We start from the raw sequence: 25,389 nt of genomic DNA on the forward strand, positions 1-25,389 counted from the left end.
GGACGCATGGTGCGGATCACGGACGCCGAGTTCGAGGCGCTGGTGGGCGAGGTGTTCGACGCGCTGCCGGAGGACATGGTCCGGCCGCTGGAGAACGTCGCCATCCTGATCCAGGACCAGCCGGCGGGCGCGAGGCCGCGGCTGTTCGGGCTGTACAGCGGGCACCCGCTAACGCGGCGCGGGGTGTACGGCTTCGGCGAGCTGCCGGACCGGATCACGCTGTTCCGCAACAACCTCGAGGCCAGCTGCTCCACCGTCGAGGAGCTGCGCGGCCGGGTGCGCGTCACCCTCGTCCATGAAATCGGCCACTACTTCGGCCTCACCGACGCCCGCCTCCACGACCTCGGCTGGGCCTGACGCGGGCGAGTACGCAGAAAGTCCGGACCTGAACCGATTCAGATCCGGACTTCCTGCGTACTCGACTGCTAGACGGCGCGGAGGACGGCCACGACTTTGCCGAGGACCTGGGCGTAGTCGCCGAGGATGGGCTCGAAGTTGGAGTTGCGGGGCAGCAGCCAGGTGTGGCCGTCGCGCTGGCGGAACACCTTGACCGTCGCCTCCTCGTCGAGCATGGCGGCGACGATGTCCCCGTTCTCGGCCGTGTTCTGCGCGCGGACGACCACCCAGTCGCCGTCGCAGATGGCCGCGTCGATCATCGACTCGCCGACCACCTTGAGCATGAACAGCTCGCCGTTCCCGACCAGCTGACGGGGGAGCGGGAAGACCTCGTCCACCTGCTGCTCGGCGGTGATCGGCACGCCGGCGGCGATGCGGCCGACCAGAGGGACCATCGCGGCGTCGCCGACCGGGGTCTGGTTCTCGAAGTCCGGAGTGGGGGCGGACGGCAGGTCGATCAGGATCTCGAGGGCGCGCGGGCGGTTGGGGTCGCGGCGCAGGTAGCCGCTCAGCTCGAGCTGGTTCAGCTGGTGGGTGACGGAGGACAGGGAGGAGAGGCCGACGGCGTCGCCGATCTCGCGCATGCTCGGCGGATAGCCGCGCTGGCTGACCGAGCGCTGGATCACGTCGAGGATCGCGAGCTGCTTCTCGCTGAGGTTCTTGCGCCTCCTGGTGCCCCGCGGAGCCTGATTCTCGTTCGACACGCTCGTCCCTTCGTGACCGTCGCCGCACCCGGCGGACCCGAATGTCGGTGGTGCCTGGTTACCTGAACCCCAGACAATCGAAACTGTATCCACGATGCAGCGGCAGAACAAACATGTGTTCGAGTGTGTCTCGAAATTCATGCGGAATTCCTTCGCGGCCTCGCTCTTGCGGTTTCGAACATTCGAAGATACATTCGGAACAAAGCTTCGCAAGAGGCCTGAGGAGGTCACGACCATGAGCAGCACAGCGCTCAGCCACGGGGCGGTCATCGACGCAGCGTTTCTCTCCGCCGCGGATGCCGCTCCGGCCCGCACCACCGCCCAGCCGTCCGGCGCACGCGTCCGGCTGCGCCTCACCCGCCGCGGCCGCGCGGTCCTCACCGCGCTCGTCGCCCTGCCGATCGTCATCGGCGCCTTCGTCTTCGCGCTCAACGGTGGCGGAGCCGCCGCCTCCGGCGACCGCACGCACGTCTCCTTCCAGCACGTCACTGTCGAGTCCGGCGACTCCCTCTGGACCGTCGCCGAGCGCATCGCCCCCAACGCCGACCCGCGCGACGTGATCGCCGCGCTCGTCACCCTCAACGGCCTGGACTCCGCGGTGGTCTCGCCCGGCCAGGACCTCGCCATCCCGACGCAGTACGCGCACTGAGCGCGCTGCCCGGCCGGAAGGCGCCGAGGGGCACGTACTTGTCGCTTTCGCGGTCCGGAAGCGACGACGACTCGCCCCTCGCGAGCCGGTGGGGGAGCGCGGCGTAACGCGGGGGCGGCGCTGACTACCATGGAACGGTGACCTCTCTCTCCGATCTCCCGATCCGCGACGACCTGCGCGGTCGCACCCCGTACGGTGCGCCGCAGAAGGTCGTCCCCGTCGCGCTGAACGTGAACGAGAACACGCATCCGGTTCCCGAGGACGTCGCCGCCGACATCGTCGCGCGGGTCGCCGCCGCGATCGGCGGGGTCAACCGGTACCCCGACCGCGAGTTCACCGAGCTGCGGACGGCCTTCGCCGGCTACCTCGGCCACGGGCTCACCGCCGAGAACATCTGGGCGGCCAACGGATCCAACGAGGTCCTGCAGCACATCCTGCAGGCGTTCGGCGGCCCCGGCCGAAGCCTCCTCGGCTTCGCGCCCACGTACTCCATGTACCCGCTGCTCGCCTCGGGCACCGGGACGGACTGGATCGCCGCGCGCCGCGACGCCGGGTTCGAACTCAGCCCCGAGACGGCGGCCGAGCAGATCGCGCGGCTCGACCCGGACATCGTGATCCTGTGCTCGCCGAACAACCCGACCGGCACGCCGCTGTCCCTCGCCACCATCGAGGCCGCGTACGACGCCGCCCGCGGCATCGTGATCGTCGACGAGGCGTACGCGGAGTTCATGCCGGAGGGCGAGCCGTCCGCGCTCACGCTGCTGCCCGGCCGCCCGCGCCTGCTGATCTCCCGCACCATGAGCAAGGCGTTCGCGTTCGCGGGCGCCCGCGTCGGCTACCTCGCCGCCGACCCCGCCGTCGTCGACGCGCTGCGGCTCGTCCGCCTGCCGTACCACCTGTCCGCCATCACGCAGGCGGCCGCCCTCGGCGCGCTCGCGCACGCGGACGAGATGCTGGCGATGGTCGGCGAGATCCGCTCGCAGCGCGACCGGCTCGTCTCCGAACTGGCCCGGCTCGGCTACACGCCGCACCGCAGCGGGAGCAACTTCGTCCTGTTCGGGAACGTCGCCGACCCGCACGCGGTGTTCGAGGCGCTGCTGGAGCGCGGCATCCTCATCCGCGACGTCGGCATCCCGAACCACCTGCGCGTGACCGCGGGCACCGAGGCGGAGACGACCGCCTTCCTCGAGGGCCTCGCCGCGCTCGGCCGCCCGGCGCCTGTGGATGCGGAGCGGACGTCCAACCCGGCCCCAGTAAACTCGCAGTCATGACGAATCGCACCGCCACGCTGCAGCGGGAGACCAGCGAGTCGAGCATCGAGCTGAGCCTCGACCTCGACGGGACCGGCTCCTCCGACATCTCCACGTCGGTGCCGTTCTACGACCACCTGCTCACCGCGTTCGCCAAGCACTCGCTCACCGACCTGCGCGTCCGCGCGACCGGCGACACCGACATCGACGTGCACCACACCGTCGAGGACGTCGGCATCGTGCTCGGCCAGGCCATCCGGCAGGCGCTCGGCGACAAGTCCGGCATCTCCCGGTACGGGGACGCGCTCGTCCCGCTGGACGAGGCGCTGGTGCAGGCCGTCGTCGACATCTCCGGCCGCCCGTACCTCGTGCACACCGGCGAGCCCGCCGGCTTCGAGCTGCACCTGATCGGCGGCCACTTCACCGGGTCGATGGTGCGTCACGTCTTCGAGGCGATCTCCTTCAACGCCGCCATCACCACGCACGTCACCGTGGTCGGCGGACGCGACCCGCACCACATCGCGGAGGCCGAGTTCAAGGCCTTCGCGCGCGCGTTCCGGCAGGCGAAGGCGTTCGACCCGCTGGTGTCCGGCATCCCCTCGACCAAGGGCGCGCTGTGAGCGCCCCCGACGTCGTCGTCTTCGACTACGGCAGCGGCAACGTCCACTCGGCCGTCAAGGCACTCGAGGAGGCCGGCGCGAACGTCGAGCTCACCGGCAACCGGCGCCGAGCGCAGGAGGCGGACGGCCTGCTGGTGCCGGGCGTCGGCGCGTTCACCGCGGTGATCGACGCGCTGCGCGCCTCGCACGGCGATGAGGTCATCGACCGCCGGCTCGCGGGCGGGCGGCCGGTGCTCGGCATCTGCGTCGGGATGCAGGTGCTGTTCGAGCGCGGCGTCGAGCACGGCATCCAGGCCGAGGGCCTCGGCGAGTGGCCGGGACAGGTCGACCTGCTGAAGGCGGACGTCGTCCCGCACATGGGCTGGAACACGGTGCAGGCGCCGGAGGATTCCGTGCTGTTCGACGGCATCCGCGACGAGCGCTTCTACTTCGTGCACTCCTACGCCGTCCAGGACTGGACGCTGGAGGTCACCGGCCCGTTCCCGAAGCCGCGCGTGACGTGGGCCGAGCACGGGGCCCCCTTCGTCGCCGCGGTGGAGAACGGCCCGCTGACCGCGACGCAGTTCCACCCGGAGAAGTCCGGCCAGGCCGGACTGCGCCTGCTGCGCAACTGGATCGGCTCCCTGTAGCCGTCTCACGCCCCACCCGTCCGCGCCGCGGACCAGAGCGAGGAAACACATGAGCGAATTCAACACGACGCCCCGGCTCGTCCTGCTGCCGGCGGTCGACGTCGCCGACGGCAAGGCGGTGCGCCTCACGCAGGGCGAGGCCGGCAGCGAGACCAGCTACGGCGACCCGGTGGACGCGGCGGCCGAATGGGCGGACGCCGGTGCGGAGTGGATCCACCTGGTGGACCTGGACGCGGCGTTCGGGCGCGGCAGCAACCGCTCGCTGCTGAAGAAGGTGATCCGGCAGACCAAGGGCGTCAAGATCGAGCTCTCCGGCGGCATCCGCGACGACGAGTCGCTGGAGCAGGCGCTGGAGATCGGCGCGACGCGCGTGAACCTGGGCACCGCCGCGCTGGAGAACCCGGAGTGGGCCGCCAACGTGATCGGCCGGTTCGGCGAGGCGATCGCTGTCGGGCTGGACGTGCGCGGCACGACCCTCGCGGCCCGCGGCTGGACCCGTGAGGGCGGCGACCTGTGGGAGGTGCTGGAGCGGCTGGAGGACGCCGGCTGCGCCCGCTACGTGGTGACCGACGTCACCAAGGACGGCACGCTCAAGGGCCCGAACCTCGACCTGCTGCGCCAGGTGATGGACCGGACCGCGCGTCCGGTGGTCGCCTCCGGCGGCATCTCGAGCCTCGACGACATCGCCGCGCTGCGCGAGCTGGTGCCGCAGGGCCTCGAGGGCGCGATCGTCGGCAAGGCCCTGTACTCCGGCGCGTTCACCCTGCCGGAGGCGCTGGATGTCGCCGGAGACTGACCCGGCGGACGACCGGGCGGCCGGCGAGGCCGTCCCGCCGCGCGCCCACGGCGTCCCGACCGAGACCGGCGCGGGCCGGCTCGCCGGTTTCGCGGCGTCGCTCGCCGACTCCGCCGGCCAGCCCTGGGCGGGGCGCGCGTTCGACGACAACCCGTTCGGCGACGACGACGGCTCCGCTCCGCTGCCGCTGCTCGGCGCGCTCGCGGCGTTCCGCGCCGGGGAGGCCGGGCCGGAGGCGGTCGTCGACGCCGTGCGCACGTCGCGGCTGCTGATCCCGCTGGTCGCCGAGCTGGGCGACGAGGGGGTCAGCGACGCGGGGCTCACGGTGGACAAGACCCAGGAGCTGTCGATCGTGACGGTCGCCGGACCCGATGGCCGCACGGTTCTGCCGGTGTTCTCGTCGGTCACGGCCATGCAGACCTGGAACCCGCAGGCGCGGCCGGTGCCGGCCGCGGGTCCGCGGGCCGCGCTGGCGGCGGCGTCCGAGGGCACGGAGCTCGTGGTCCTCGACCCGACGTCGGAGACCGAGTTCGTGCTGCGCCGGCCGGCCGTCTGGGCGCTCGCGCAGGGGCAGCCGTGGCTGCCGAGCGACAGGGACCCCGAGGTCCTCGCGGCGTTCCGCGCGTCCCTCGGGTCGGAGCTCGGGGTGCTCGACGTGGAGCTGGTGGCGGGGGACCCCGCGAGCCGGCTGACCGGTCCCGAACTGGTGGTCCGGCTGGTGCTGGCGACCGGGCTGACCAGGGAGGAACTGGACGCCGTGCTCGCACGGCTCGCCCAGCGCTGGGCGGCGGACGACGTGATCGCGACGCGCGTGGACTCCCTGCGCGTGCAGCTCGTCGCCGCGGAGTAGCGAGGGTCGCTCGCGCCGCGTGCGGCCTCGCGACCCGTGCCCGCGGGGGCCGAGCGCGCGGCCGACGCGCGACGCCTATGCGGCCGAGCGCAGCATCCGGAGTCCCGCGAGCAGCGAGAGCACCCCGACGACGGCGACGAACACGACCAGCACCGGCACCAGCGGCCAGACGATGAGCGCGACGCCGACCAGCAGCACCGGCAGCGCGAGCCCGACGTAGGCGACCAGGAAGATCGCGGCCAGCACCTCGCCGCGGCGCTCCGGCTCCGCGAGCGAGGCGGCGACGCCGACGGCGGAGCGGAAGAGCAGTCCGACCGCCGCGCCGGCCAGCACGCCGCTGACGACGAAGACCGCGAGCGAACCGCCCAGGACGCCGGTGGCGAGGCCGCCGAGGCCCGCGACGACGAGCACCAGCGCGAGCACGAGCTGGCTGCGGGTGCGCAACCGGGCGAAGACGATCTGGGAGAGCGCGGAGGCCGCGAACACCGAGAACGGCACGGCCCCGGCGGCCAGGTGCGATTGCACGTGGTAGGTTCCCGCGAGCACGCTCGGCGCGAGCGAGGTGAAGAGCCCGAACACCGCGAAGCCGGCGAACGCCGCGACGGCCGCCGCGGAGAACGCGCCGCGCGCTGAGGCCGGGAGCGACACGCGCTGCGGGCGGTAGGCCGGGCGCTCCTCCGCGCGCTCGACCGTCTCCGGCACCAGCGCCACGGCGAGGGCGGCGACGGCGAGCAGCACGAGGAACACCGCGTACGGCAGCAGCAGGGGAGCGGGCAGGAACGCGGCGAACAGGCCGCCGATCAGCGGGCCAACGGCCAGGCCGCCGGTGTTGACCACGGTGGACACGGTCCCGGCCAGGCGCGGTCCCTCCTCGGGCCGGGCGACCGCGCGCAGTTCGCCCAGGTGGGCGGTCGCGCTCGCCGTCAGGGCGCCGACGCCGACGCCCGAGATCAGGCGAGCGACGATGAGGCCGGTGACGTCGTTCCAGACCAGGAACAGCGCCGCCGCCACGATCTCCAGCAGGATCGCGACCAGCACCATCCGCCGCCGCCCTGCCCAGTCGCTGAGGTGCCCGATCAGGAACAGGCTGGCGATCACGCCGACCGCGTACGCGGCGAAGACGACCGTGACCACCCAGGTGGGGAAGCCGTCCCGCGCCTGGTACAGCGCGTAGAGGGGAGTGGGGATGGTGGAGAACGCCATCACCGCGAGGAACGCGGCGGCGATCACCCAGAAGCCGGCGCCGTGCCGCAGCCGCCAGGGGCGACGGGAGGCGGGGGAGATCGTCTCGCGATCCAGTGTGTTCGTCATGTCCATCATCCTGCGCCGGGAGTGCGATCGAGTCCAACGGATGGTGTTGATGGGTGCGATCGATAGATACGATTGCAACCGTGGACACCCGACAGCTGGAGTACTTCGTCGCCGTCGCGGACGAGCGCAACTTCACGCGCGCGGCCGAGCGCGTGTTCGCCGCCCAGTCGACCGTGTCGGCGGGCATCAGGGCGCTGGAGCGCGAGCTCGGCGCCGCGCTGTTCGAGCGCGACCCGCACGGCGTCCGGCTGACCGACGCGGGACGCGCGGCCCTGGAGGAGGCCAGGGCGGGCATCGACGCTCTGGAGCGCATGCGTCAGGCGGCCGCGGGCGACGGCGAGCTGCGCGGAACGGTGCGCGTCGGCATCTTCACGAACCTCACGACGATCGACCTGCCGGGGATCATGGGCGAGTTCCACCGCAGGCACCCGCTCGTCGACCTCCGGCTCGGTCCGTCGCCGAGCGGCTCGACCGGGCTCGCCGAGGACGTGCGGCAGGGCAGGATCGACGTCGCCTTCCTCGGCCTGCCCGACCGCGTCCCCGGCGTGCTGACGCTCCCGCTGGCGCAGTCCCCGTTCGTCGCGATCCTGCCGGCCGGGCATCCGCTGGCCGGAGCGTCGTCGGTGTCGCTGGCGCGCCTCGCCGACGAGCCCTGGGTGGATGCGCGCGAGGGCTTCGGCAACCGGGTGCGGCTGGACCGCGCGTTCGCGGCGGAGGGCCTCACCCGCCAGGTGCCGACCGAGCTCGCGGACCTCGGCGAGATCCCGCGCTTCGTCGCCGCCGGGCTCGGTGTCGCCGCGCTGCCCGAGCTGACGGTCATCCCGGCCGCGGGGACGGTCACGGTGCCGCTCGCCCCCGAGGTGCTCTGGCCGCTCAGCGTGATCGCCCGGCCGCGACCGGGCGCGGCGGCGCGGGCGCTGCTCGACCTCCTGGCCGAGCGGTTCGGCTCCCCGGCGTCGCCTACGCTGGGATGACCATGAGCATCTTCGCTGCGATCGTCCTGTTCCTGAACGCGCTGTTCAACGTCGTCGCGTGGCCGCGGTTCTTCGCCAGGGTGCGCAACGACGCGCGGGCGCGGGATGCCGCGGGCAGGGCCACCCCGTTCCTGATCGTGCACGGCGTCCTGCTCGGCGTCGCGCTGCTGCTGGCGGCGCTGTCCGTCGTCGCCGGGGTGCTGTTGCTCCTCGTCTGACCGCGATGGCAGCATGAGGGCATGGCTCTGAACATCACCGGGGATCCCGAGGCGGATGCCCTGCTCGACACCTCCTCGTTCGCCCTGCTCGTCGGGATGCTGCTCGACCAGCAGGTGGCGATGGAGACGGCGTTCGCCGGTCCGGCGAAGCTGCGCGACCGGCTCGGCTCGCTCGACCCGGCCGGCGTCGCCGCGATGGACCCCGACCGGCTCGCCGAGGTGATGAAGCAGCCGCCGGCGGTGCACCGCTTCCCCGGCTCGATGGGCGGACGCGTTCAGGCGCTCGCCGCCGCGATCGTCTCGGACTGGGACGGCGACGCCTCCGCGATCTGGACGCGCGGGGAGCCGGACGGCGCCGAGGTGCTGCGCCGGCTGAAGGCGCTCCCCGGCTTCGGCGACCAGAAGGCCAGGATCTTCCTGGCGCTGCTCGGCAAGCAGAAGGGCCTGACGGCGCCCGGCTGGCGGGAGGCCGCCGGCGACTACGGCGCGGACGGGTACCGCTCGGTCGCCGACATCGTCGACGCGGGCTCGCTCGCCAAGGTGCGCGAGCACAAGCGCGCCGTGAAGGCCGCCGCCAAAGCCTGACCCCGCCCGCCCGCACGCACGCGACTGCGCCCTGCGGGAACGTGTGCTGCTGCGCGCGCACGCGCAGTCGTGACCGGAGGGCGCACTCGCGGCCGTGCGGGCGGCCGTGTCGGTGGCGGTCGGTAGCGTGGGGGGAGCGCCGCACGGTGGCGCGGGAAGGGAGCGCCGCGTGTTCCTGCTGGACGGCGTCATCGTCACGAGCGCGAGCGACCTCACCGAGGCCTCGAAGTGCGAGTTCGCGTTCCTGCGCTCCCTCGACGTCAAGCTCGGCAGGCTCGAGAAGACGGAGGAGATCGAGGACCCGATGTACGTGCGGTCCTCGCGCCTCGGCGACGAGCACGAGCACCACATCCTCGAGCGCTACCGCGAGCGGTTCGGGGAGGGCGTCGCCGAGATCCCGCGGCCGGAGCAGCTGACCGCCGACGCGCTCGCGGGCGCGGTGCGGCAGACGGCCGACGCGTTCGAGCGGGCCTCCGAGGTGGTGTTCCAGGCGACGTTCTTCGACGGCGCGTTCGTCGGTTTCGCTGACTTCGTCGTCCGGCTCCCCGACGGCCGCTACCGCGTCCAGGACTCGAAGCTCGCCCGCAGCGCGCGCGTTACGGCCCTGCTGCAGCTGGCCGCCTACGCCGAGCAGCTGCGCCGCGTCGGCGTCGACGTGGACGGCACGGTCGAGCTGCTGCTCGGCGACGGCTCGGTGAGCGAGCACCGGCTCAGCGACATCGAGCCGGTGTACCGCAAGCGCAGGGCGCGGCTGCTGGCGATCATCGACGAGCACGTGGCCGATCCGGGACCGGTCGCGTGGGGCGATCCGCGCTTCACCGTGTGCGGCCGCTGCGACACGTGCGATGCGGAGATCCAGGCTGCACGAGACGTGCTGCTGGTCGCGGGGATGCGCGTCACCCAGCGCGAGCACCTGTTCGCCGCCGGCATCACGACCATCGACGCGCTCGCCGCGTCCACCGGGCCGGTCGACGGCATCCCCGAGGGGACGCTCGACGGGCTCCGCGAGCAGGCCCGGCTGCAGCTGCAGGCGCAGCCGGGGTCGCCGCCGCCGGTGCGCGTGTTCAACGCGCCCGTGCTCGCCGTGCTGCCAGAGCCGGACCCCGGCGACATCTTCTTCGACTTCGAGGGCGACCCGCTCTACACCGAGGGCGCGGGGGAACGCTGGGGGCTCGACTACCTGTTCGGCATCGTGGACCAGGAGGCCCGGTTCACGGCGTTCTGGGCGCACGACTTCGCCGCGGAGCGCACGGCCCTGGAGGACTTCCTCGCCTGGGTGCGCGAGCGGCGCGCCCGGTACCCGCGCATGCACATCTACCACTACGCGGCCTACGAGCAGACCCACTTGCTCGCCCTCGCCGCCCGGCACGGCGTCGGCGAGGAGGAGGTGGACGGGCTGCTGCGCGACAACGTGATGGTCGATCTCTACCCGCTGGTGCGCAAGTCCGTCCGGGTCGGGTCGCGGTCCTACTCCATCAAGAAGCTCGAGCCGCTCTACATGGGCGACGAGCTGCGTGAGAGCGCGGTGACCAACGGCGCGGACTCCATCACGGAGTACGCGAACGCGCGCGACCTGCTGGCGCTCGGCCGGCCGGAGGAGGCGCAGCCGATGCTGGATGCGATCGGCGACTACAACCGCTACGACTGCGTCTCCACGCTGCGGCTGCGCGACTGGCTGATCGACCGCGCGACCGAGAACGGCGTCCCGATCGGCGCCGCGCCCGCCGAGGAGCCGGAGGTCGCGCCGGAGGAGTCGCCGCTGCGCGCCGGCCTGCTCGGCTTCGCCGGCGATCCGCTCGATCCGCACCGCACGCCGGACCGCGAGGCGATGGCGCTCGCCGCCGCCGCGATCGACTTCCACCGGCGCGAGCAGAAGAGTTTCTGGCAGTCGCACTTCGCCCGGCTCATCCAGCCGATCGAGGAGTGGGCGGACACCAGGGACGTGCTGGTCGTCGAGACGGCGACCGTCGTCCGTGACTGGTACCTCGACGAGGGCCAGCGCGTGGAGCGCCGCGAGCTGCTGCTGACCGGGCAGTGGGGCGCGGGCAGCGCGATCCGGGTGAGCGAGAGCTCCGGGCCGTTCCTGCTCTACGAGTACCCCGGCCCGTTCCGGATGCTGCGCTCGCAGCCCGGTTCGCGCACCGTGCGCTCGGTGCCCGTCGTCGACGTCACCGCCGACGGCTCGGTGCTGGTGCGGGAGACATTGCCCGAGGACGTGCCGGCCTACCGGCACCTGCCCACCGCGCTCACCCCGGCGCCGCCGCCCAACACCCGGCCGCTCGCGGAGGCGATCCGGGAGTGGGGGTCGGCGCTGCTCGACGCCCGCAGGGCGGACGGCTGGCCGCGGAACGCGACCGTCGACCTGCTGCGGCGCACGCCGCCGCGCACCCGGTCGGGCCGGCTCGCGCCGGAGGGAGCCGAGGACGGCAGCGGTCGCATCGACGCGGTCACCGCGAGCCTGCTCGACCTCGACGCGTCCTACCTCGCCGTGCAGGGCCCTCCCGGCACCGGCAAGTCGTACCTCGGAGCGCACGTGATCGCGCGGCTGGTCGCCGAGCACGGCTGGCGCGTCGGGGTGGTCGCGCAGTCGCACGCGGTCGTCGAGAACCTGCTCGAGCGCGTCGTGAGGACCGGGCTGGACCCGGCGCTCGTCGGCAAGGTGCCGAGCGGCGCGGGCGACGGGGTCGCCTTCACCGCCCTGCGCAGGAACGGCCACCTGGAGTTCGCTGGCGAGCGGGAGGCGAGCGGCTTCGTCCTGGGCGGTACCGCCTGGGACTTCGCCAACCCGGCCAGGGTGCCGCGCGAGAGCCTCGACCTGCTCGTGATCGACGAGGCGGGCCAGTTCTCGCTCGCGTCCACGATCGCGGTCGGCGTCGCCGCCCGCTCCCTGCTGCTGCTCGGCGACCCGCAGCAGCTTCCGCAGGTGAGCCAGGGGCGGCATCCCGAGCCCGTCGACGGGTCCGCGCTCGGCTGGGTGAGCGACGGCCACGACGTGCTGCCGCCCGAGTACGGCTACTTCCTCGCCGAGACCCGGCGGATGCATCCCGCGCTCGCCTCCGCGGTCTCCACGCTCTCCTACGAGGGCCGGCTGCGCGCCCACGCGGGCGCCGCCGAGCGCGAGCTGGGCGGCGTCGAGCCCGGGCTGCACCCGGTCCCGGTGCTGCACACCGGCAACGCGACCGCGTCGCCCGAGGAGGCCGATGTGGTCGTCGAGCTGGTGCGCGGGCTGATCGGCCGCTCGTGGACGGATCCCGAGACCGGGCGCGACGACGACCCGCTACGCGGCGCCGACGTGATCGTGGTCACGCCCTACAACGCCCAGCTGGCGGAGGTGCGCGCGGCGCTCGACGCGGCGGGCTTCCGCGACGTCCGGGTGGGCACGGTCGACAAGTTCCAGGGCCAGGAGGCGGCGATCGCGATCGTCAGCCTCGCCGCGTCCTCTGCCGCCGACGTGCCGCGGGGGATGTCGTTCCTGCTGATGAAGAACCGGCTCAACGTCGCGGTCTCGCGCGCCAAGTGGGCCGCGTACCTCGTGCACTCGCCGCTGCTCACCGAGTTCCTGCCCACCACGCCGGACGGGGTGGGCGAGCTCAGCGCCTTCATCCGTCTGGTCGAGCCGGCCTGAACCGGGATACGGTGGACCCGTGTCACCGGAAGAGATCGCGGAGCTGACGACGCTGCGCCGTGCGCGGGACTTCATGGACCGCGAGTACGCGCAGCCGCTCGACGTGCCGACGCTCGCCGCCGGCGCGTTCATGTCGCCGTCGCACTTCTCGCGGCGGTTCCGCGCCGCGTACGGCGAGACGCCGTACAGCTACCTGATGACGCGCAGGATCGAGCGCGCGATGGCGCTGCTGCGCGAGGGGATGAGCGTGACCGACGCGTGCATGGCCGTCGGCTGTACCTCGCTCGGCTCGTTCAGCTCGAAGTTCGCCGAGGTGGTGGGGGAGAGCCCCACCAGCTACCGGGCCAGGGAGCACGCCGCGGTCGAGGCGATGCCGAACTGCATCGCCAAGCAGCGCACCCGGCCGGTGCGGTCGCGTCCCGCCGCGTCGTGAATCGCGATCCGAGCAGTTTTGGAGAAGCGCGCGCGGCCGCGGATTCCTAGGCTGATGCCATGACCCTTTCGCTTCAGTACTCGCACATCACCGTGACCGACCCCGAGGCGGCGCTCGCGTTCTACCGCGACGCCCTCGGCCTCGACGTTCTCAACGACGTCGCCTCCGGCGGCCACCACTGGATCACGCTCGGCGCCGCGGGCGGCGGCACCCAGATCGTCCTCTCCGACCCGTACGCGGGACGCTCGCAGTCGGACGGCGACAGCATCCAGGAGCTCGTCACCAAGGGCGTGCTCACCAACGTGGTCTTCAACACCGAGGACGACCTCGACGAGGTGTTCGAGCGCGTCCGCGCGTCCGGCGCCGAGGTGCTCCAGGAGCCGAAGGACCAGCCGTGGGGACCCCGCGACTGCGCCTTCCGCGACCCCTCCGGCAACATGGTCCGCATCCTGCAGTCGACGCAGCAGCCGCAGGAGGCCTGAGCCGCGCGTCCGTGCCGGCGCGAATCCGTGCCGGCACGGATGCCGCCCCACCCGCACGCGCGCACACTGTCGCCGTCGGCGCCGGCCGGGCGCCGCGGAGCCGAGGAGGCGCACCGTGCTCACCGTCGCGACCTGGAATCTCGAGAACTTCTTCCCCGCCGGGACCCCGTTCGGGCCGGACACGCAGTCCGTGTTCGACCACAAGGTCCAGCTGCTCGCCGCCACCATCCGCTCCTCCGGCGCGGACGTTGTCGCGACCCAGGAGGTCGGCGACCCCGCGGCGCTCGACGCCCTGCTGACCGAGCTCGGCCCCGGCTGGACCGGCGAGCTGTCGACGCACTTCGAGGCAGCGCACCCGATCCGGGTCGGCTTCCTCACCCGGCTGCCGGTCGTGGAGACCGAGCAGTACTCCGACATCCCCGCGCGGCTGCACGGCGTGCCCACCGGCGACGACGGTGCCCGGCTGACCGCGATGGGGCGCGGGGCGCTGCGGCTGCGGGTGACCACAGGGGGCGGCGACGCCGACCTGGTGTCGGTGCACCTCAAGTCGAAGCTGCTCAGCTTCCCCGGCGGCGGCTTCCAGCCGCACGACGAGGACGAGCGCGCCCGCTACGCGGCGTACGCGCTGCTGCGCAGAGCGGCGGAGGCCGCGGCGGTGCGCACGTTCGCCGACGCGCTGCTCGACGGTCACGGCGCGGAGCGCCGGCTGTTCGTGATGGGCGACTTCAACGACGGCGTCGAGGCCGCGACCACCCAGATCGTGAACGGTCCTCCCGGGTCGGAGATCGGCACCTCCGGCGAGACCCAGCCGGACCGGGGAGACGGCTGGCGGCTGCTCAACCTGGCTCCGCTCATCCCGCCGGAGAAGCGCTTCAGCCGCGTGTTCCGGGGGACCGGCGAGCTGATCGACCACATCTTCGTCTCGACGGCGCTGCGGCCCGCCGTGCAGTCGGTGACGACCATCCCCGGCGCGAGCGCGCTGCCGTCCATCACCGAGAACGCGACCGCCCGCAAGGACGCACCGGTCTCCGACCACGCGATGGTCGCCGCCGTCCTCACCCTCTGACCGCTGGGGCCGCGCGGAGGGTGGGCGCGCGGTCAGTGGACGGCGACGGGGACGAACTCGCGGACGGGGTGCGCGAGCGTCGCCGCGCAGGTGCTGAGCAGCGGCTCGGAGAGGCGCTCGCCCACCTCCACCACGACCGACTCGCCGCGGTGGTCGAGCTCGACCGTCCAGCCGTGCGGATGCGGGCGCTCGGCGATGACCCGGTAGGCGTCGATCCGGGTGTCGCCGGAGGCGTCCCTGGCGAACGCCTCGGCCGCCTGCGCGACCGTGCTGAGGGAGGTGCGGCCGCGCAGGTAGCGCGGCTCGATGCGGTCCTCCGCGAAGGCGGCGACGATGCCGTCCGCCTCCGCGGCCGGGACCGCCCCGTAGAGCAGGCCGTGCGGGAAGAGGACCATCGTGGCGGCGAACCGGTCGCCGCCGAGGTGCGAGCACTCCCAGGTCTCCTCGGGGTGGCTGCGCGCGAGCGCCTCCACGACCGGGCGGCCGCGCACCGCGCAGCACTGGTCGTGCCTGGCGTGCGTGCAGACCGCGAACACCGGCCGGTCGGAGGGCGTGCCCGCGCTGCCGACCAGGGGCAGCGACAGCAGCTCCGCCGGGTCGTCGGCGACGCCCCAGCGGATCGACGCGCGGCCGGGACGTGCGTCCACGAGCGCCCAGCGCCAGCTCGACTGCGCCCGGCGCTCGTCCGCGCGCAGCCGCGTGCGCCGGATCGCGAGCGGCCGGATGCCCGCCGCCTCGGCGCGCGCGACGATCGCGGCCCCGAGCGCAGAGTCGAGCGCCGAGTCGAAGAACGCGTGCCTGCCCCACGCGCTCTCCAGCTCCACCAGCAGCCAGCGGTCGCCGCGCCCCGCGGTCCCGGGCAGCGGGTCGCCGCGCTCGCGCGCGCGGTCGCTGCACGGGAGCCAGGTGCCGGGATCGGTCGTCGTCACGGCCGCTCGACCACCACGATCCCCTCGCGCAGCAGCCGCCGGGCGACCACCACCGCGGACGCCTCGTCCAGCTCCGGCAGGTCGCCGACGCGCACGGGGCGGCCGTCCAGCAGCCGGTCGATCGCGGCGGCGGCGGCGACCGGGAACGTCACGGTCTTGGCCGGCAGCCGCACGGACACCGCGTCCGAGTCCGCGTCCAGGACCTGCACCGCGCGGAGTCCGTCCCGCAGCACCACGACGGACTCCGCCGTGAGGGCGCCGGCCGCCGCGATGGTGGCAAGCGGCCGCACCGGCTCCGGGCGGATGTCGGAGGCGCGGCGGCGGGCGAGGCGCGCGGAGACGCTGTCGACCACGGCGTCCCGCATCCCGGGATCGTCGAGCGCCGCGCGCAGGGTGTCCAGGGCGTCCGCGACGATCGGCGCGAGCGCATCGGAGTCGTCCGGGTCGAAGCCGAGCGGCAGCGAGGCGCGCAGGGCAGCCGTGTCCGCGGCACGTGCGATGGCGGCGCGCACGATCTCGTCGCGCGTGTAGGCGGCGACGCCGATCGTCAGGTGCACCGAGACGCCGCCCAGCGCCTCCGCCGCGTGGATCCAGCCGCGCGGCAGGTAGAGCGCGTCGCCCGGGCGGAACACCTCGTCGATCGCCGGCGTCTCCCGCGCGCGGGCGGCGACCGCCTCCCGGTGGTCGCTCCAGGGCTGGTCGCGCAACGGGTCCGTGTGGACCGGCTCGTGGATGCGCCAGTGCTTCTCGCCGGCGATCTGCAGCACGAACACGTCGTGCACGTCGTAGTGCGGGTCGAAACCGCGCGAGGATGCCGGCGTGATGTAGGCGTTCACCTGACACGGATGCCCGAGCTCCTCGGCGAGGCGCCGGGAGAACTCCGCGATCGGCGGCCAGGTGCGGTGCAGGCCCTGCAGCACGAGAGTGGCGCCCGCGCCGAACTCGGCGAGCACCTTGTCGGCGTCCAGCTGGTCGCCGATCTCTGCGCCGAAGCCGCCCGGGCCCGTGAACCGGCCGGGGGAGAGCACGTCGCCCTCCTTCGCCATCCGCACGAACGGCGTGCGCAGCGCGCGGGAGGAGACCAGCGCGTCGACATCGTCCGGGCCGAACAGGTCGGAGAAGTCCTGGCCGAGCGCGGCGGCCGGCGTGAACAGGGGCAGCCGGCCCCAGCGCTCACGCGCGAACGTCTCGGCGTCGAGCGTCGTGCAGCGCGAAAGCGCGGGCCGGTCGCCCGGCCCGCGCTTCTCCGTCGCCATCAAGCGGACCCGTCGGCTCCGCCGTCGTGTCCGCCGGGGTTGGCGCCGCCGTCGGCGGGGCCTTCGCCGCCGGCCGAGCCGTCGGCTCCGCCGTCGTGTCCGCCGGGGTTGGCGCCGCCGTCCGCGGGGCCTTCTCCGCCGCCGGGCATGCTCGTGCTGATGTCGTCGTCGTCGATCGCGCCCATCTCATCTCCTTCTCGCTGCCGGCCGCGAGGGGCACATCGTTGCCGCTCTCGCGACGCGAAAGCGACGACGACGTGCCCCTCGCGGAGGGATGCGGCTCACAGTACGCGCGCGCGTCACATTTCGGAACGCGTTTTGACCCGTGCCGGAACGCTTGCAATTCTCGAAGGGCCGCCAACCGTCCGCCGGCATCTCCCACCCCTTCACGAGAGGCACAGCCATGTCCGACGTCACCCCGCCCGTCCCGTCGCTCCCCGAGAAGCCGAAGAAGTCCAAGACCGGCTGGATCGTCGGGATCGCGATCGCGCTCGTCGTCGTGATCGTCGCCGTCGTGCTCGTCGCCGTGAACCTGAGCGGAACCGGATCGTCGGAGGCGGCGGGCAAGCGCGTCACCGTCAAGATCGGGACCACCGAGCAGGCGGCGCCGTACTGGCCGATCCTCAAGCGGGAGGCGGCGAAGGAGGGCATCGACATCCAGGTGGTCGGCTTCCGCGACTACACGCAGGCCAACCCGGCGCTCGCGGACGGCCAGCTCGACCTGAACCTGTTCCAGCACCTGCAGTTCCTCGCGAACTACGACGTCCAGGCCAAGCAGAACCTGGTCCCGATCGCGTCCACGCTCGTCGTGCCGCTGCCGCTGTACTCGAAGAAGTACACCTCGCTGGAGTCGATCCCGAAGGGCGCGCAGGTCGCCATCCCGAACGACCCCACCAACCAGGCGCGCGCCCTGCTGGTGCTGCAGAAGGCCGGGCTGCTGAAGCTGAAGAACGGCGGCAACACCCTCGCCACCCCGGCGGACATCGACGCGTCCGCGTCCCGCGTCACGGTCATCCCGGTGGACGCCGCCCAGACCGCCCCGGCGCTGGACTCCGCCGCCGCCGCGATCGTGAACAACAACTTCGCGCTGACCGCGGGCCTCGACCCGAAGTCCCCGCTCTTCCAGGACGACCCCAAGGCCGCCGCGGCCGAGCCGTACATCAACGCGTTCGTCGCCCGCGAGAAGGACAAGGACAACAAGACCTACCTCAAGATCGCGGAGCTCTACCACACCAAGGCGGTCGAGGACGCGGTGCTCGCGGACTCCAAGAACACCGCGGTGATCGTCGAGAAGTCGCAGTCCGACCTGATCGGCATCCTCGACGACCTGAAGAAGACGATCGAGGCGGCGAAGTAGGCGCGTGGCACCTCACATCGAGTTCCGCGGCGTCACCAAGAGCTACCGCTCGGGTGACGCCGCGGTCGCGGCGGTCGAGGACCTCGACCTGACGATCGAGCGCGGCGAGATCTTCGGGATCATCGGCTACTCGGGTGCGGGCAAGAGCACGCTGCTGCGGCTCATCAACGCCCTCGAGCATCCGACCTCCGGGTCCGTCATCGTCGACGGCCGCGACCTGACGACGCTGCGCGAGCGCGAGCTGCGCGGCGTCCGGGCCGGCATCGGCATGATCTTCCAGCAGTTCAACCTGTTCCGGTCGCGCACCGTCTTCGGCAACATCGCCTACCCGCTGACGGTGGCCGGCTGGCCGGCGGACAAGCGCAAGCAGCGCGTCGCCGAGCTGCTCGCCTTCGTCGGCCTCACCGAGAAGGCCTGGTCGTATCCCGACCAGCTCTCCGGCGGCCAGAAGCAGCGCGTCGGCATCGCCAGGGCGCTCGCGACCAACCCGTCTATCCTGCTCGCCGACGAGGCGACCAGCGCCCTGGACCCGGAGACCACGGCCGACGTGCTCGCGCTGCTCAAGCGCGTGAACGACGAGCTCGGCATCACGATCGTGGTGATCACCCACGAGATGGAGGTGGTGCGCTCGATCGCGGACAAGGTCGCGGTGCTCGACGGCGGCCGGGTGATCGAGACCGGCAGCGTCTTCGACGTGTTCTCCGACCCGCAGACCCCGACCGCGCAGCGCTTCGTCGGCACCGTGCTGCGCAACCAGCCGGGCGCCGCGGACATCGAGCGGCTGCGCGGCAAGCACGCGGGCCGGATCGTGTCGGCGCGCATCCACGACGACGGCCGGCTCGGCTCCGTGCTCTCGGACGCGGTCGGGCGGCACGGCGTGCGGTTCGAGATCGTCTACGGCGGCATCTCCGCGCTGCAGGGCCGCTCCTTCGGCAGCCTCACGCTCGAGCTGGTCGGCGAGCCGGCGGCGGTGGACGCGCTGATCGAGGAGCTGCGGACCGTCACCGAGGTGGAGGAGGTGGCCGCGTGACCGACTGGTCGACACTGTGGCCGGTGTACTGGACATCCATCGGGCAGACGCTCTGGATGGTGCTCGCCACGCTCGTCCTCGGCGGCATCCTGGGTCTCGCCCTCGGCGTCCTGCTCTACACGACGCGTGCGGGCGGTCTGCTCGAGAACCGGCCGCTCTCGGCGGTGCTCAACGTGCTGGTGAACTTCATCCGGCCGATCCCGTTCATCATCTTCATGACGGCGGTCGCCCCGCTGACGCAGTTCGTGCTCGGGACGTTCCTCGGCACCCCGGCGGCGATCTTCCCGATGACGATCGCGGCGACGTTCGGCCTGTCCCGGATCGTGGAGCAGAACCTCGTGACGATCGATCCCGGCGTCATCGAGGCGGCCCGCGCGATGGGATCGAGCCCGCTGCGGATCATCCTCACGCTGCTCATCCCGGAGGCGCTCGGCCCGCTCATCCTTGGCTACACGTTCGTGTTCGTCGCGATCGTGGACCTGTCGGCCGTGGCCGGCAGCCTGGGCGGCGGCGGCCTCGGCGACTTCGCGATCTCCTACGGTTACCAGCGCTACAACTGGGTGGTGACGTGGATCGCGGTCCTCACCATCGTGGTCCTCGTGCAGGCCGCCCAGTTCCTCGGCAACTCCCTCGCCCGCCGCGCCCTCCGGCGCTAGCCCCACCCGCCCCCACCCGCCCCACAGCGGGCCGCCGAGCACAGGAAAACCGGCGCGAGCCCGGCCGGACCGCGACGTTTTTCCTGTGCTCGCGGGCCTGCGGGGCGGGGGGCGCGCGGGGCGGGGTTAGGCGGAGGGGCCGGCGTAGCGGCCGACGGGGCGCAGGCGCAGGGGGCGCTCGGCGTACTCGGCGATGGCGTGCACGATCCAGCCGACCGAGCGGGCGGTCGCGAACAGCACCTCGCCCGCGTCGTCGCGCATCCCGGAGGCCAGCGAGAGGGCGGCGAGGGCGAGGTCCACGTTCGGCCGCGCGCCGGTGCGGTCGCTCATCACGGCCGACACCCGGGCAACGGCGTCGACGACGGGGGCCGCGGCGGGATCCTCCGCGAGCATCCCGAGCAGGATCCGCGCGCGCGGGTCGCCCGCCGGGTACAGCGGCTGGCCGAAGCCGGGAAGCGGCCCGCGGCCGTCGACCACCGCGTCGGCCACGGCGCGCGCCGGCTCGTCGCCGGCGAGCACGCGCGCGAGCAGCCGTTGGGCGGCGCGGCTGGCGTTGCCGTGCAGCGGGGAGTCGAGCGCGCCGAGGCCGGCGACCACGACCGCGTACGGCGTCGCCCTGGCCGACGCGGCGGCGCGCGCCGCGAGGGTGGACACGGCGAGGTCGTGGTCGAGCAGCAGCACGAGGGCGGCGTTCAGGGCGCGCAGGCCCAGCGGTCGGGAGGGCGACGCCGAGAGCGTCGTCCACAGCCGTTCCGCGAGCGACGCGGGGGACACGGAGGCCGCCCCGTTCCGCTCGTCCGCCTCCCCGCCCGGGAGCGCCGCCACCATCCCGGCGACCAGTCGTTCGGCCGCACCGGCGACGTCCGCCGGGTCGAGCGAGGTCCGCAGCGGGTCGGCGGCGGCCAGCGCGGTCACCGCCACGAGCTGCCGGTCGCGGTCGCCCGCGGCCGGAGGCAGCGCGGCCGCGACCGCGCGTGCCGCGTCGAGCCCGGGGCCGGAGGAGAACCGCGCCCCTGCGTCCCAGCGGCCGGTGAGCGCCCAGCGTGCGACGGTCTCGAACGGCTCCCCGGCCAGCTCCTCGGCCGGCCGGCCGCGGAAGGACAGGTCGCCGTCCTCGATCAGCGCGAAGTCGGTGTCGATGACCATGAGCGGCCGTCCCTCCGAGGGCCGGCCGGCCGGAACCGGCCGGCGTCGCCGGGAGGCGGCGAAGCGCTCGACCTCGAGCGGGTCGAACGTCGACCCGTCCGCGGTCCGCTCGCGCGCCAGCCGCCCGCGCGCCACGTAGGCGTACAGCGTCTCGAGCTTGACGCCGAGCCGCTCGGCGGTCTGCTCCGCGGTGAGGCGAGGGAGCACGTCCATATTGATCCAATCAACGTTGACTCACGAAAAATCCACGTCGATACTACCCACATGGACCGCATGAACGACACCTTGATCGACGTCCCGCGTGGGCTCACGAACGTCGTCGCCGCGAACACTCGGCTCGGCGACGTGCGCGGGCACGAGGGCTTCTACCACTACCGCCAGTACTCGGCGATCGACCTCGCGCGCGAGCGGACGTTCGAGGAGGCGTGGTACCTGCTGCTGTTCGGCGACCTGCCGGACGCCGAGCAGCTGTCGGCGTTCCGCACCCGGGTCGCCGCGGCCCGGCGCCTCCCGGACGCGGTGCGCGAGCTGCTCCCCGCCATCGCCCGGCTCGCCGCGGACGATGCCCTCGCCGGGCTGCGGATGGCGCTCGCCGCGGTCGCGGCCGCCGACGGTGCGCGCCCGGTCTACGACGAGGACGAGGACGCCCGGCTGGCCGACGCCGTCCGCATCGCCGCCGTGACGCCGGTGCTGCTCGCGACGCTGCACACGCTCGCGCGGGGAGAGCAGCCGCGCGAGCCGCGCGACGATCTCGGTCACGTCGCGAACTACCTCTGGCTGCTCACCGGAACGGAGCCGGACGCCGCCCGCGAGCACGCGCTCAGCGCCTACATGACCGCGGCCATCGACCACGGCTTCAACGCGTCCACCTTCACCGCCCGGGTCATCGCGTCCACCGGCGCCGACGTCGCCGCGGCGGTCGGCGGTGCGCTCGGAGCGCTCTCCGGCCCGCTGCACGGCGGGGCGCCGAGCCGCGCCCTGGAGACGCTGGATGCGATCGGGACGCCCGACCGCATCGACGCGTGGGTCACCGACGCGGTGACCTCGGGCGGCCGGGTGATGGGCTTCGGCCACGCCGTCTACCGCACCGAGGACCCGCGCTCGCGGATGCTGCGCGAGGTGGCCGAGGGATTCGGCGGCCCGCGCGTCGACTTCGCGGTGACGGTAGAGCGGCGCGTCCAGGAGCTGCTGGCCGAGCTGAAGCCCGGCCGCGAGCTGCACACCAACGTCGAGTTCTACGCGGGCGTCGTGATGGAGCTGTGCGGCGTCGACCGCCCGATGTTCACGGCCACGTTCGCCGCGGCGAGGGTGGTGGGCTGGAGCGCGCACATCCTGGAGCAGGCCGCCGACGGGAAGATCGTGCGGCCGTCCGCGCGGTACGTCGGTCCCGCGGCACCCGTACCGCTCGCCGCCGCCTGATTCAGACCGCGAGCGCGGCGACGAGCGAGGCCGCGCCGACGAGCGACACCGCTCCGCGCGCAGAGTTCGCCCGCCGCCACGGCCGCTCGAACGCGGCGAACGCCGCCGCGTCGTCGCCCGAGGCAGCGAGCCGGTTGTTCAGCGGGATGTTCACGGCGGCCGTGATCGCGAAGCCGGCCACCCCGAGCACCGCCCCGAGCAGCGCGAGGAGCGCGTCGAGCGCCGGCAGCCGGCCGAGCACCAGCACGCCGGCGGCGACGCACGCGAGCGCGGAGCCCAGGAACGCGATCAGGAACGACGAGCGCGGCGCGAGCACGTTGATGCGGTTCATCGCCGCGGCCGCGCCCGCGCCGTCCCGCGACCGGGCGAGCGCGGGCATCACCAGGGCGCTGAAGCCCAGGTAGACCCCGCCGGCCGCGGCGGTGGTCAGGGCGGCGATGGCGATCAGGATGGTCGTCGCTGTCTGCATGGCGTGAGCGTATCGTTTCGGGAAGAGGACAGGGGAGGACTCGTGACCGCAGCCACCGACCTTCTGACGGACGCCTTCGGGCGGATCGCCGCGACCGTCCGGCACACCGTGCGCGGGCTGGATGCGGAGACGCTCGCCGCGCGCCTGGACCCGGACGCCAACTCCATCGCCTGGCTGGTCTGGCACCTGACCCGCATCCAGGACGACCATGTCTCGGAGGTCGCCGGCCGCGAGCAGGCCTGGACGGCGGAGGGCTGGGCGGAGCGCTTCGCGCTGCCGTTCGACCCGGCGGACACCGGATACGGCCACAGCTCGTCCGACGTCGCCGCGCTCGCCGGCGTGAGTGCGGGCGACCTGGCGGGCTACCACGCTGCGGTGCACGCGCGCACCGTGGAGTACCTCGGCGGCCTGACCGACGACGACCTGGCCAGGGTCGTCGACCGGTCCTGGGATCCGCCGGTGACGCTCGGCGTCCGGCTGGTCAGCGTCATCTCCGACGACCTGCAGCACGTCGGTCAGGCCGCGTACGTGCGCGGCGTCCTGGAGCGGAGGTGAGCGGGATGCGCGGAGCAGTGCGTCACGTCGAGTGGCTGGGCGACGAGGATCCGGAGCGTCTCGAGGCGGCGGTGCTCACGCTCGCGAGCGACCGGCTGGACGCGCTCGGCACCTCGCGCACGACCGACTACGTCACCAGCTGGGCGCTCGAGACCGGGCCGGACTGGGTGACCTCGCGGCTCTCGGTCTCCGTCGCCGGGCGCGGCTTCACGCGCTGGCTGGTGCTGGAGCGGGACGGTCACGGCCGCTGGAGCGCGGAGTCCTTCGCGCACGGCGACACGGAGTACCACGGCGAGCCGATGCCGGAGCCGGGCGTCGCCGATCCCGCGTCCCTCGACGGCGCGCTGGACTGCGACCTCGCGCTCTGCCCGGTGACGAACACCATGCCGATCCTGCGCCTCGGCGCCCGCGACGGGCTGGAGGAGACCGAGCTGACGATGGCGTGGGTGGACCTGCCGTCTCTCGCCGTCACCGCCAGCAGGCAGGCGTACAGCGCGGCGGAGCCGTTCGATCCCGCCTCCGGGCGCAGCGTCGTCCGCTACCGCAGCGTCGGCTCGGGGTTCACCGCCGACCTGACCGTGGACGAGGACGGTGTGGTCGTCGACTACCCGCGGCTGGCCCGCCGCATCCACCCGCGCTGAGCGCCGCCACCCGGTGCGCGGACGCGGGTCACGGGGTGGGGGCGAGCGCGTCGTAGCGGCGGAAGGCGCCCTGGACGCGCACGATCGTCGCGACGAGCACCACGATCACCAGCCCGCCAAGCAGCGGCGGGAACCAGAGGGCGCCGGTCAGGGCGAGCAGTCCGACGTAGAGGTCGCCGAGCCGCGGGCCGCCGGTGACGACGACGGTGAACACGCCCTGCAGCCGCCCGCGCATCACGTCCGGCGCTGACGCCTGCAGGATGGTCATGCGGAAGATCGAGCTGACGTTGTCCGCCGCGCCGGAGGCCGCCAGCAGCAGCGTCGCGAGCACCAGGGCCGGGAGGTTCGCGTCGGCGATCGAGGCGCCGCCTCCCGTCGTGCCGGTGGCCGCGACCACCGCGAGCACGATGCCGAAGCCGAGGATGGCCGCTCCGTAGACGATGATGGCGCGCTCGACGGCCCTGCCCTGCCAGCGGACGTGGCCGAGCCGGCCGGAGAACACGCTGGAGAGCAGCGTCCCGACAGCGCCGGCGGCGGTCAGGATGCCGACGGTGACCGGGCCGCCGCCGATCAGCAGCGCGCCGACCGCGGGGAAGAGCGCACGCGGCTGGCCGAAGGTCATGGCGATCACGTCCAGCACGAAGGTCATGCTGAGGTTCGGGGCGGTGCGCAGGAAGCGCAGCCCTTCCAGCACGGAGGAGAGGCCGGCGCTCTGCCGTTCGCCCTCCGGCACGATCGACGGCAGGGTGAAGATGCCGAGGAAGGCCGCGGTGAACAGCAGGACGTCGATCGTGTACGTCCACGGGATGCCGACGCTCGCGACCAGCAGGCCCGCCAGGGCGGGGCCGACGGTCACCATGACGCCCATCCCGATGCCGCCGAGCGCGCTCGCCGCCGGCAGCAGCCGCGCGGGCAGCAGCCGCGGCGTGATCGCCTGCCTGGTGCCGCCGATCATCACGGTCGCGACCGCGTTGACCGTCGTCAGCACGTACAGCGGCCAGACCACCTGCACGTCGAACCAGGCGAACAGCGCGATGCCGGCGGTGGACGCCCACGCGACGATCGCCGTGACGAGCGCGACCGTCCTGCGGTCGAAGGCGTCGGCGAGCACGCCGCCGTACAGCCCGAACACGATCATCGGACCCAGCGCGAACAGCGCGACGAGGGAGACGGCGAGGGTCGAGTGGGTGAGGTCGTAGATGTGCAGACCGACCGCGACGACCGTCATCTGGCCGCCGATGCCCGAGATCGCGCCGCCGAGCCACAGCCGCGCGAACGCGGGGGACTCCCTCAGCGGGCTGAGGTCGACGAAGTGGCGCCGGCGCGCCAGGGTCGTATCGTCG

28 protein-coding genes are annotated in these 25,389 nt (G+C 73.3%); 20 read left to right on the plus strand and 8 right to left on the minus strand.

The window, feature by feature from the left end; all coding sequences use genetic code 11:
- Window positions 1–6 precede the first annotated feature (6 nt).
- Entirely contained in the window at window positions 7–357 is a 351-nt protein-coding gene (locus ACTHMF_RS10995; RefSeq protein ID WP_440317544.1) for a metallopeptidase family protein, read from the plus strand.
- Between the two features lie 68 nt (window positions 358–425).
- On the opposite strand, the gene lexA is transcribed toward ACTHMF_RS10995, so the two are convergent.
- A complete protein-coding gene (gene lexA / locus ACTHMF_RS11000) occupies window positions 426–1,100 on the minus strand; it encodes a transcriptional repressor LexA (RefSeq protein ID WP_314148888.1) in 675 nt (224 codons plus the stop codon).
- A gap of 235 nt (window positions 1,101–1,335) precedes the next feature.
- Between lexA and ACTHMF_RS11005 the strand changes: the two genes are divergently transcribed.
- The 6 genes from ACTHMF_RS11005 to ACTHMF_RS11030 all read left to right on the plus strand — a co-directional run bounded on the left by ACTHMF_RS11005 (window position 1,336) and on the right by ACTHMF_RS11030 (window position 5,894).
- Entirely contained in the window at window positions 1,336–1,749 is a 414-nt protein-coding gene (locus ACTHMF_RS11005) for a LysM peptidoglycan-binding domain-containing protein (protein ID WP_314148889.1), read from the plus strand.
- Window positions 1,750–1,886: 137 nt separating this feature from the next.
- Window positions 1,887–3,020, plus strand: a complete 1,134-nt coding sequence (locus ACTHMF_RS11010; protein WP_440317547.1) for a histidinol-phosphate transaminase — start codon at window positions 1,887–1,889, stop codon at window positions 3,018–3,020.
- A complete protein-coding gene (gene hisB / locus ACTHMF_RS11015; RefSeq protein WP_440317549.1) occupies window positions 3,017–3,619 on the plus strand; it encodes an imidazoleglycerol-phosphate dehydratase HisB in 603 nt (200 codons plus the stop codon). Before ACTHMF_RS11010 ends, hisB begins: the two co-directional genes overlap by 4 nt.
- Window positions 3,616–4,248 (plus strand): imidazole glycerol phosphate synthase subunit HisH, encoded by a 633-nt coding sequence (gene hisH / locus ACTHMF_RS11020; RefSeq protein ID WP_440317551.1) that lies wholly within the window; start codon window positions 3,616–3,618, stop codon window positions 4,246–4,248. Before hisB ends, hisH begins: the two co-directional genes overlap by 4 nt.
- Before the next feature lie 49 nt (window positions 4,249–4,297).
- Complete coding sequence (gene priA / locus ACTHMF_RS11025) at window positions 4,298–5,044, plus strand: bifunctional 1-(5-phosphoribosyl)-5-((5-phosphoribosylamino)methylideneamino)imidazole-4-carboxamide isomerase/phosphoribosylanthranilate isomerase PriA (protein ID WP_314148893.1); 747 nt, start codon at window positions 4,298–4,300, stop codon at window positions 5,042–5,044.
- Complete coding sequence (locus tag ACTHMF_RS11030; RefSeq protein ID WP_440317553.1) at window positions 5,028–5,894, plus strand: SseB family protein; 867 nt, start codon at window positions 5,028–5,030, stop codon at window positions 5,892–5,894. The genes priA and ACTHMF_RS11030 overlap by 17 nt, the downstream gene beginning before the upstream one ends.
- A gap of 75 nt (window positions 5,895–5,969) precedes the next feature.
- Here ACTHMF_RS11030 and ACTHMF_RS11035 read toward each other — a convergent pair whose 3' ends face one another.
- Window positions 5,970–7,205: an MFS transporter gene (locus tag ACTHMF_RS11035; protein WP_440317555.1), complete on the minus strand. Its 1,236-nt coding sequence runs from the start codon at window positions 7,203–7,205 to the stop codon at window positions 5,970–5,972.
- 80 nt (window positions 7,206–7,285) lie between these two features.
- On the opposite strand from ACTHMF_RS11035, the gene ACTHMF_RS11040 reads away from it, so the two are divergent.
- The 7 genes from ACTHMF_RS11040 (at window position 7,286) to ACTHMF_RS11070 (ending at window position 14,588) form a co-directional block, all read left to right on the plus strand.
- The gene (locus ACTHMF_RS11040) at window positions 7,286–8,179 is read left to right on the plus strand and encodes a LysR family transcriptional regulator (protein ID WP_440317557.1); all 894 of its coding nucleotides are present in this window, start codon (window positions 7,286–7,288) and stop codon (window positions 8,177–8,179) included.
- Between the two features lie 2 nt (window positions 8,180–8,181).
- Window positions 8,182–8,397 (plus strand): SCO4848 family membrane protein, encoded by a 216-nt coding sequence (locus tag ACTHMF_RS11045; protein ID WP_314149359.1) that lies wholly within the window; start codon window positions 8,182–8,184, stop codon window positions 8,395–8,397.
- Between the two features lie 21 nt (window positions 8,398–8,418).
- Window positions 8,419–8,982, plus strand: coding sequence for an HhH-GPD-type base excision DNA repair protein (locus ACTHMF_RS11050; protein WP_440317559.1), 564 nt, complete (start codon window positions 8,419–8,421; stop codon window positions 8,980–8,982).
- A 169-nt stretch (window positions 8,983–9,151) separates the two neighbouring features.
- On the plus strand, window positions 9,152–12,607 hold the full coding sequence (locus tag ACTHMF_RS11055; RefSeq protein ID WP_440317561.1) for a TM0106 family RecB-like putative nuclease: 3,456 nt from the start codon (window positions 9,152–9,154) through the stop codon (window positions 12,605–12,607).
- A 19-nt stretch (window positions 12,608–12,626) separates the two neighbouring features.
- On the plus strand, window positions 12,627–13,040 hold the full coding sequence (locus ACTHMF_RS11060; RefSeq protein WP_314149356.1) for a helix-turn-helix transcriptional regulator: 414 nt from the start codon (window positions 12,627–12,629) through the stop codon (window positions 13,038–13,040).
- Between the two features lie 59 nt (window positions 13,041–13,099).
- Entirely contained in the window at window positions 13,100–13,522 is a 423-nt protein-coding gene (locus tag ACTHMF_RS11065) for a VOC family protein (RefSeq protein WP_314149355.1), read from the plus strand.
- A 115-nt stretch (window positions 13,523–13,637) separates the two neighbouring features.
- A complete protein-coding gene (locus ACTHMF_RS11070; protein ID WP_440317563.1) occupies window positions 13,638–14,588 on the plus strand; it encodes an endonuclease/exonuclease/phosphatase family protein in 951 nt (316 codons plus the stop codon).
- Window positions 14,589–14,620: 32 nt separating this feature from the next.
- Here the strand turns inward: ACTHMF_RS11070 and ACTHMF_RS11075 are convergent, their stop codons facing one another.
- The 3 genes from ACTHMF_RS11075 to ACTHMF_RS11085 are packed head-to-tail and all read right to left on the minus strand — an operon-like array spanning window position 14,621 to window position 16,958.
- Complete coding sequence (locus tag ACTHMF_RS11075; protein ID WP_440317565.1) at window positions 14,621–15,517, minus strand: sucrase ferredoxin; 897 nt, start codon at window positions 15,515–15,517, stop codon at window positions 14,621–14,623.
- A complete protein-coding gene (locus tag ACTHMF_RS11080; protein WP_440317567.1) occupies window positions 15,514–16,773 on the minus strand; it encodes a cupin domain-containing protein in 1,260 nt (419 codons plus the stop codon). Before ACTHMF_RS11080 ends, ACTHMF_RS11075 begins: the two co-directional genes overlap by 4 nt.
- Window positions 16,773–16,958: a BatC protein gene (locus tag ACTHMF_RS11085; RefSeq protein ID WP_440317569.1), complete on the minus strand. Its 186-nt coding sequence runs from the start codon at window positions 16,956–16,958 to the stop codon at window positions 16,773–16,775. The genes ACTHMF_RS11080 and ACTHMF_RS11085 overlap by 1 nt, the downstream gene beginning before the upstream one ends.
- A gap of 218 nt (window positions 16,959–17,176) precedes the next feature.
- Between ACTHMF_RS11085 and ACTHMF_RS11090 the strand changes: the two genes are divergently transcribed.
- The 3 genes from ACTHMF_RS11090 to ACTHMF_RS11100 are packed head-to-tail and all read left to right on the plus strand — an operon-like array spanning window position 17,177 to window position 19,816.
- A complete protein-coding gene (locus ACTHMF_RS11090; RefSeq protein WP_440317571.1) occupies window positions 17,177–18,130 on the plus strand; it encodes a MetQ/NlpA family ABC transporter substrate-binding protein in 954 nt (317 codons plus the stop codon).
- A 4-nt stretch (window positions 18,131–18,134) separates the two neighbouring features.
- Entirely contained in the window at window positions 18,135–19,160 is a 1,026-nt protein-coding gene (locus tag ACTHMF_RS11095; RefSeq protein WP_440317573.1) for a methionine ABC transporter ATP-binding protein, read from the plus strand.
- Window positions 19,157–19,816: a methionine ABC transporter permease gene (locus ACTHMF_RS11100; RefSeq protein ID WP_314149891.1), complete on the plus strand. Its 660-nt coding sequence runs from the start codon at window positions 19,157–19,159 to the stop codon at window positions 19,814–19,816. The genes ACTHMF_RS11095 and ACTHMF_RS11100 overlap by 4 nt, the downstream gene beginning before the upstream one ends.
- A 126-nt stretch (window positions 19,817–19,942) precedes the next feature.
- Here ACTHMF_RS11100 and ACTHMF_RS11105 read toward each other — a convergent pair whose 3' ends face one another.
- Complete coding sequence (locus ACTHMF_RS11105; RefSeq protein WP_440317575.1) at window positions 19,943–21,175, minus strand: citrate synthase; 1,233 nt, start codon at window positions 21,173–21,175, stop codon at window positions 19,943–19,945.
- 51 nt (window positions 21,176–21,226) lie between these two features.
- Between ACTHMF_RS11105 and ACTHMF_RS11110 the strand changes: the two genes are divergently transcribed.
- On the plus strand, window positions 21,227–22,381 hold the full coding sequence (locus ACTHMF_RS11110; RefSeq protein WP_440317577.1) for a citrate synthase: 1,155 nt from the start codon (window positions 21,227–21,229) through the stop codon (window positions 22,379–22,381).
- A gap of 1 nt (window position 22,382) precedes the next feature.
- On the opposite strand, the gene ACTHMF_RS11115 is transcribed toward ACTHMF_RS11110, so the two are convergent.
- A complete protein-coding gene (locus ACTHMF_RS11115; protein WP_440317578.1) occupies window positions 22,383–22,850 on the minus strand; it encodes an anthrone oxygenase family protein in 468 nt (155 codons plus the stop codon).
- A 42-nt stretch (window positions 22,851–22,892) separates the two neighbouring features.
- Between ACTHMF_RS11115 and ACTHMF_RS11120 the strand changes: the two genes are divergently transcribed.
- Complete coding sequence (locus ACTHMF_RS11120) at window positions 22,893–23,405, plus strand: mycothiol transferase (RefSeq protein WP_314149647.1); 513 nt, start codon at window positions 22,893–22,895, stop codon at window positions 23,403–23,405.
- Between the two features lie 5 nt (window positions 23,406–23,410).
- A complete protein-coding gene (locus ACTHMF_RS11125) occupies window positions 23,411–24,046 on the plus strand; it encodes a putative glycolipid-binding domain-containing protein (RefSeq protein ID WP_314149648.1) in 636 nt (211 codons plus the stop codon).
- A 28-nt stretch (window positions 24,047–24,074) separates the two neighbouring features.
- Here the strand turns inward: ACTHMF_RS11125 and ACTHMF_RS11130 are convergent, their stop codons facing one another.
- Window positions 24,075–25,376 (minus strand): MFS transporter, encoded by a 1,302-nt coding sequence (locus ACTHMF_RS11130; RefSeq protein WP_314149650.1) that lies wholly within the window; start codon window positions 25,374–25,376, stop codon window positions 24,075–24,077.
- Between the last annotated feature and the right edge of the window lie 13 nt (window positions 25,377–25,389).

The organism is Leifsonia sp. (assembly GCF_051955155.1).
Lineage (GTDB): Bacteria > Actinomycetota > Actinomycetes > Actinomycetales > Microbacteriaceae > Leifsonia.

Excerpts from the sequence above, each read along its gene's own strand:
- priA (WP_314148893.1), top strand. The coding sequence starts at position 4,298 with ATGAGCGAATTCAACACGACGCCCCGGCTCGTCCTGCTGCCGGCGGTC.
- ACTHMF_RS11065 (WP_314149355.1), top strand. The coding sequence starts at position 13,100 with ATGACCCTTTCGCTTCAGTACTCGCACATCACCGTGACCGACCCCGAG.
- ACTHMF_RS11085 (WP_440317569.1), bottom strand. The coding sequence starts at position 16,958 with ATGGGCGCGATCGACGACGACGACATCAGCACGAGCATGCCCGGCGGC.
- ACTHMF_RS11045 (WP_314149359.1), top strand. The coding sequence starts at position 8,182 with ATGAGCATCTTCGCTGCGATCGTCCTGTTCCTGAACGCGCTGTTCAAC.
- hisB (WP_440317549.1), top strand. The coding sequence starts at position 3,017 with ATGACGAATCGCACCGCCACGCTGCAGCGGGAGACCAGCGAGTCGAGC.
- ACTHMF_RS11125 (WP_314149648.1), top strand. The coding sequence starts at position 23,411 with ATGCGCGGAGCAGTGCGTCACGTCGAGTGGCTGGGCGACGAGGATCCG.
- ACTHMF_RS11115 (WP_440317578.1), bottom strand. The coding sequence starts at position 22,850 with ATGCAGACAGCGACGACCATCCTGATCGCCATCGCCGCCCTGACCACC.
- ACTHMF_RS11005 (WP_314148889.1), top strand. The coding sequence starts at position 1,336 with ATGAGCAGCACAGCGCTCAGCCACGGGGCGGTCATCGACGCAGCGTTT.
- ACTHMF_RS11030 (WP_440317553.1), top strand. The coding sequence starts at position 5,028 with ATGTCGCCGGAGACTGACCCGGCGGACGACCGGGCGGCCGGCGAGGCC.
- ACTHMF_RS11090 (WP_440317571.1), top strand. The coding sequence starts at position 17,177 with ATGTCCGACGTCACCCCGCCCGTCCCGTCGCTCCCCGAGAAGCCGAAG.
- ACTHMF_RS11035 (WP_440317555.1), bottom strand. The coding sequence starts at position 7,205 with ATGACGAACACACTGGATCGCGAGACGATCTCCCCCGCCTCCCGTCGC.
- ACTHMF_RS11105 (WP_440317575.1), bottom strand. The coding sequence starts at position 21,175 with ATGGACGTGCTCCCTCGCCTCACCGCGGAGCAGACCGCCGAGCGGCTC.
- ACTHMF_RS11080 (WP_440317567.1), bottom strand. The coding sequence starts at position 16,773 with ATGGCGACGGAGAAGCGCGGGCCGGGCGACCGGCCCGCGCTTTCGCGC.
- ACTHMF_RS11050 (WP_440317559.1), top strand. The coding sequence starts at position 8,419 with ATGGCTCTGAACATCACCGGGGATCCCGAGGCGGATGCCCTGCTCGAC.
- ACTHMF_RS10995 (WP_440317544.1), top strand. The coding sequence starts at position 7 with ATGGTGCGGATCACGGACGCCGAGTTCGAGGCGCTGGTGGGCGAGGTG.
- ACTHMF_RS11110 (WP_440317577.1), top strand. The coding sequence starts at position 21,227 with ATGGACCGCATGAACGACACCTTGATCGACGTCCCGCGTGGGCTCACG.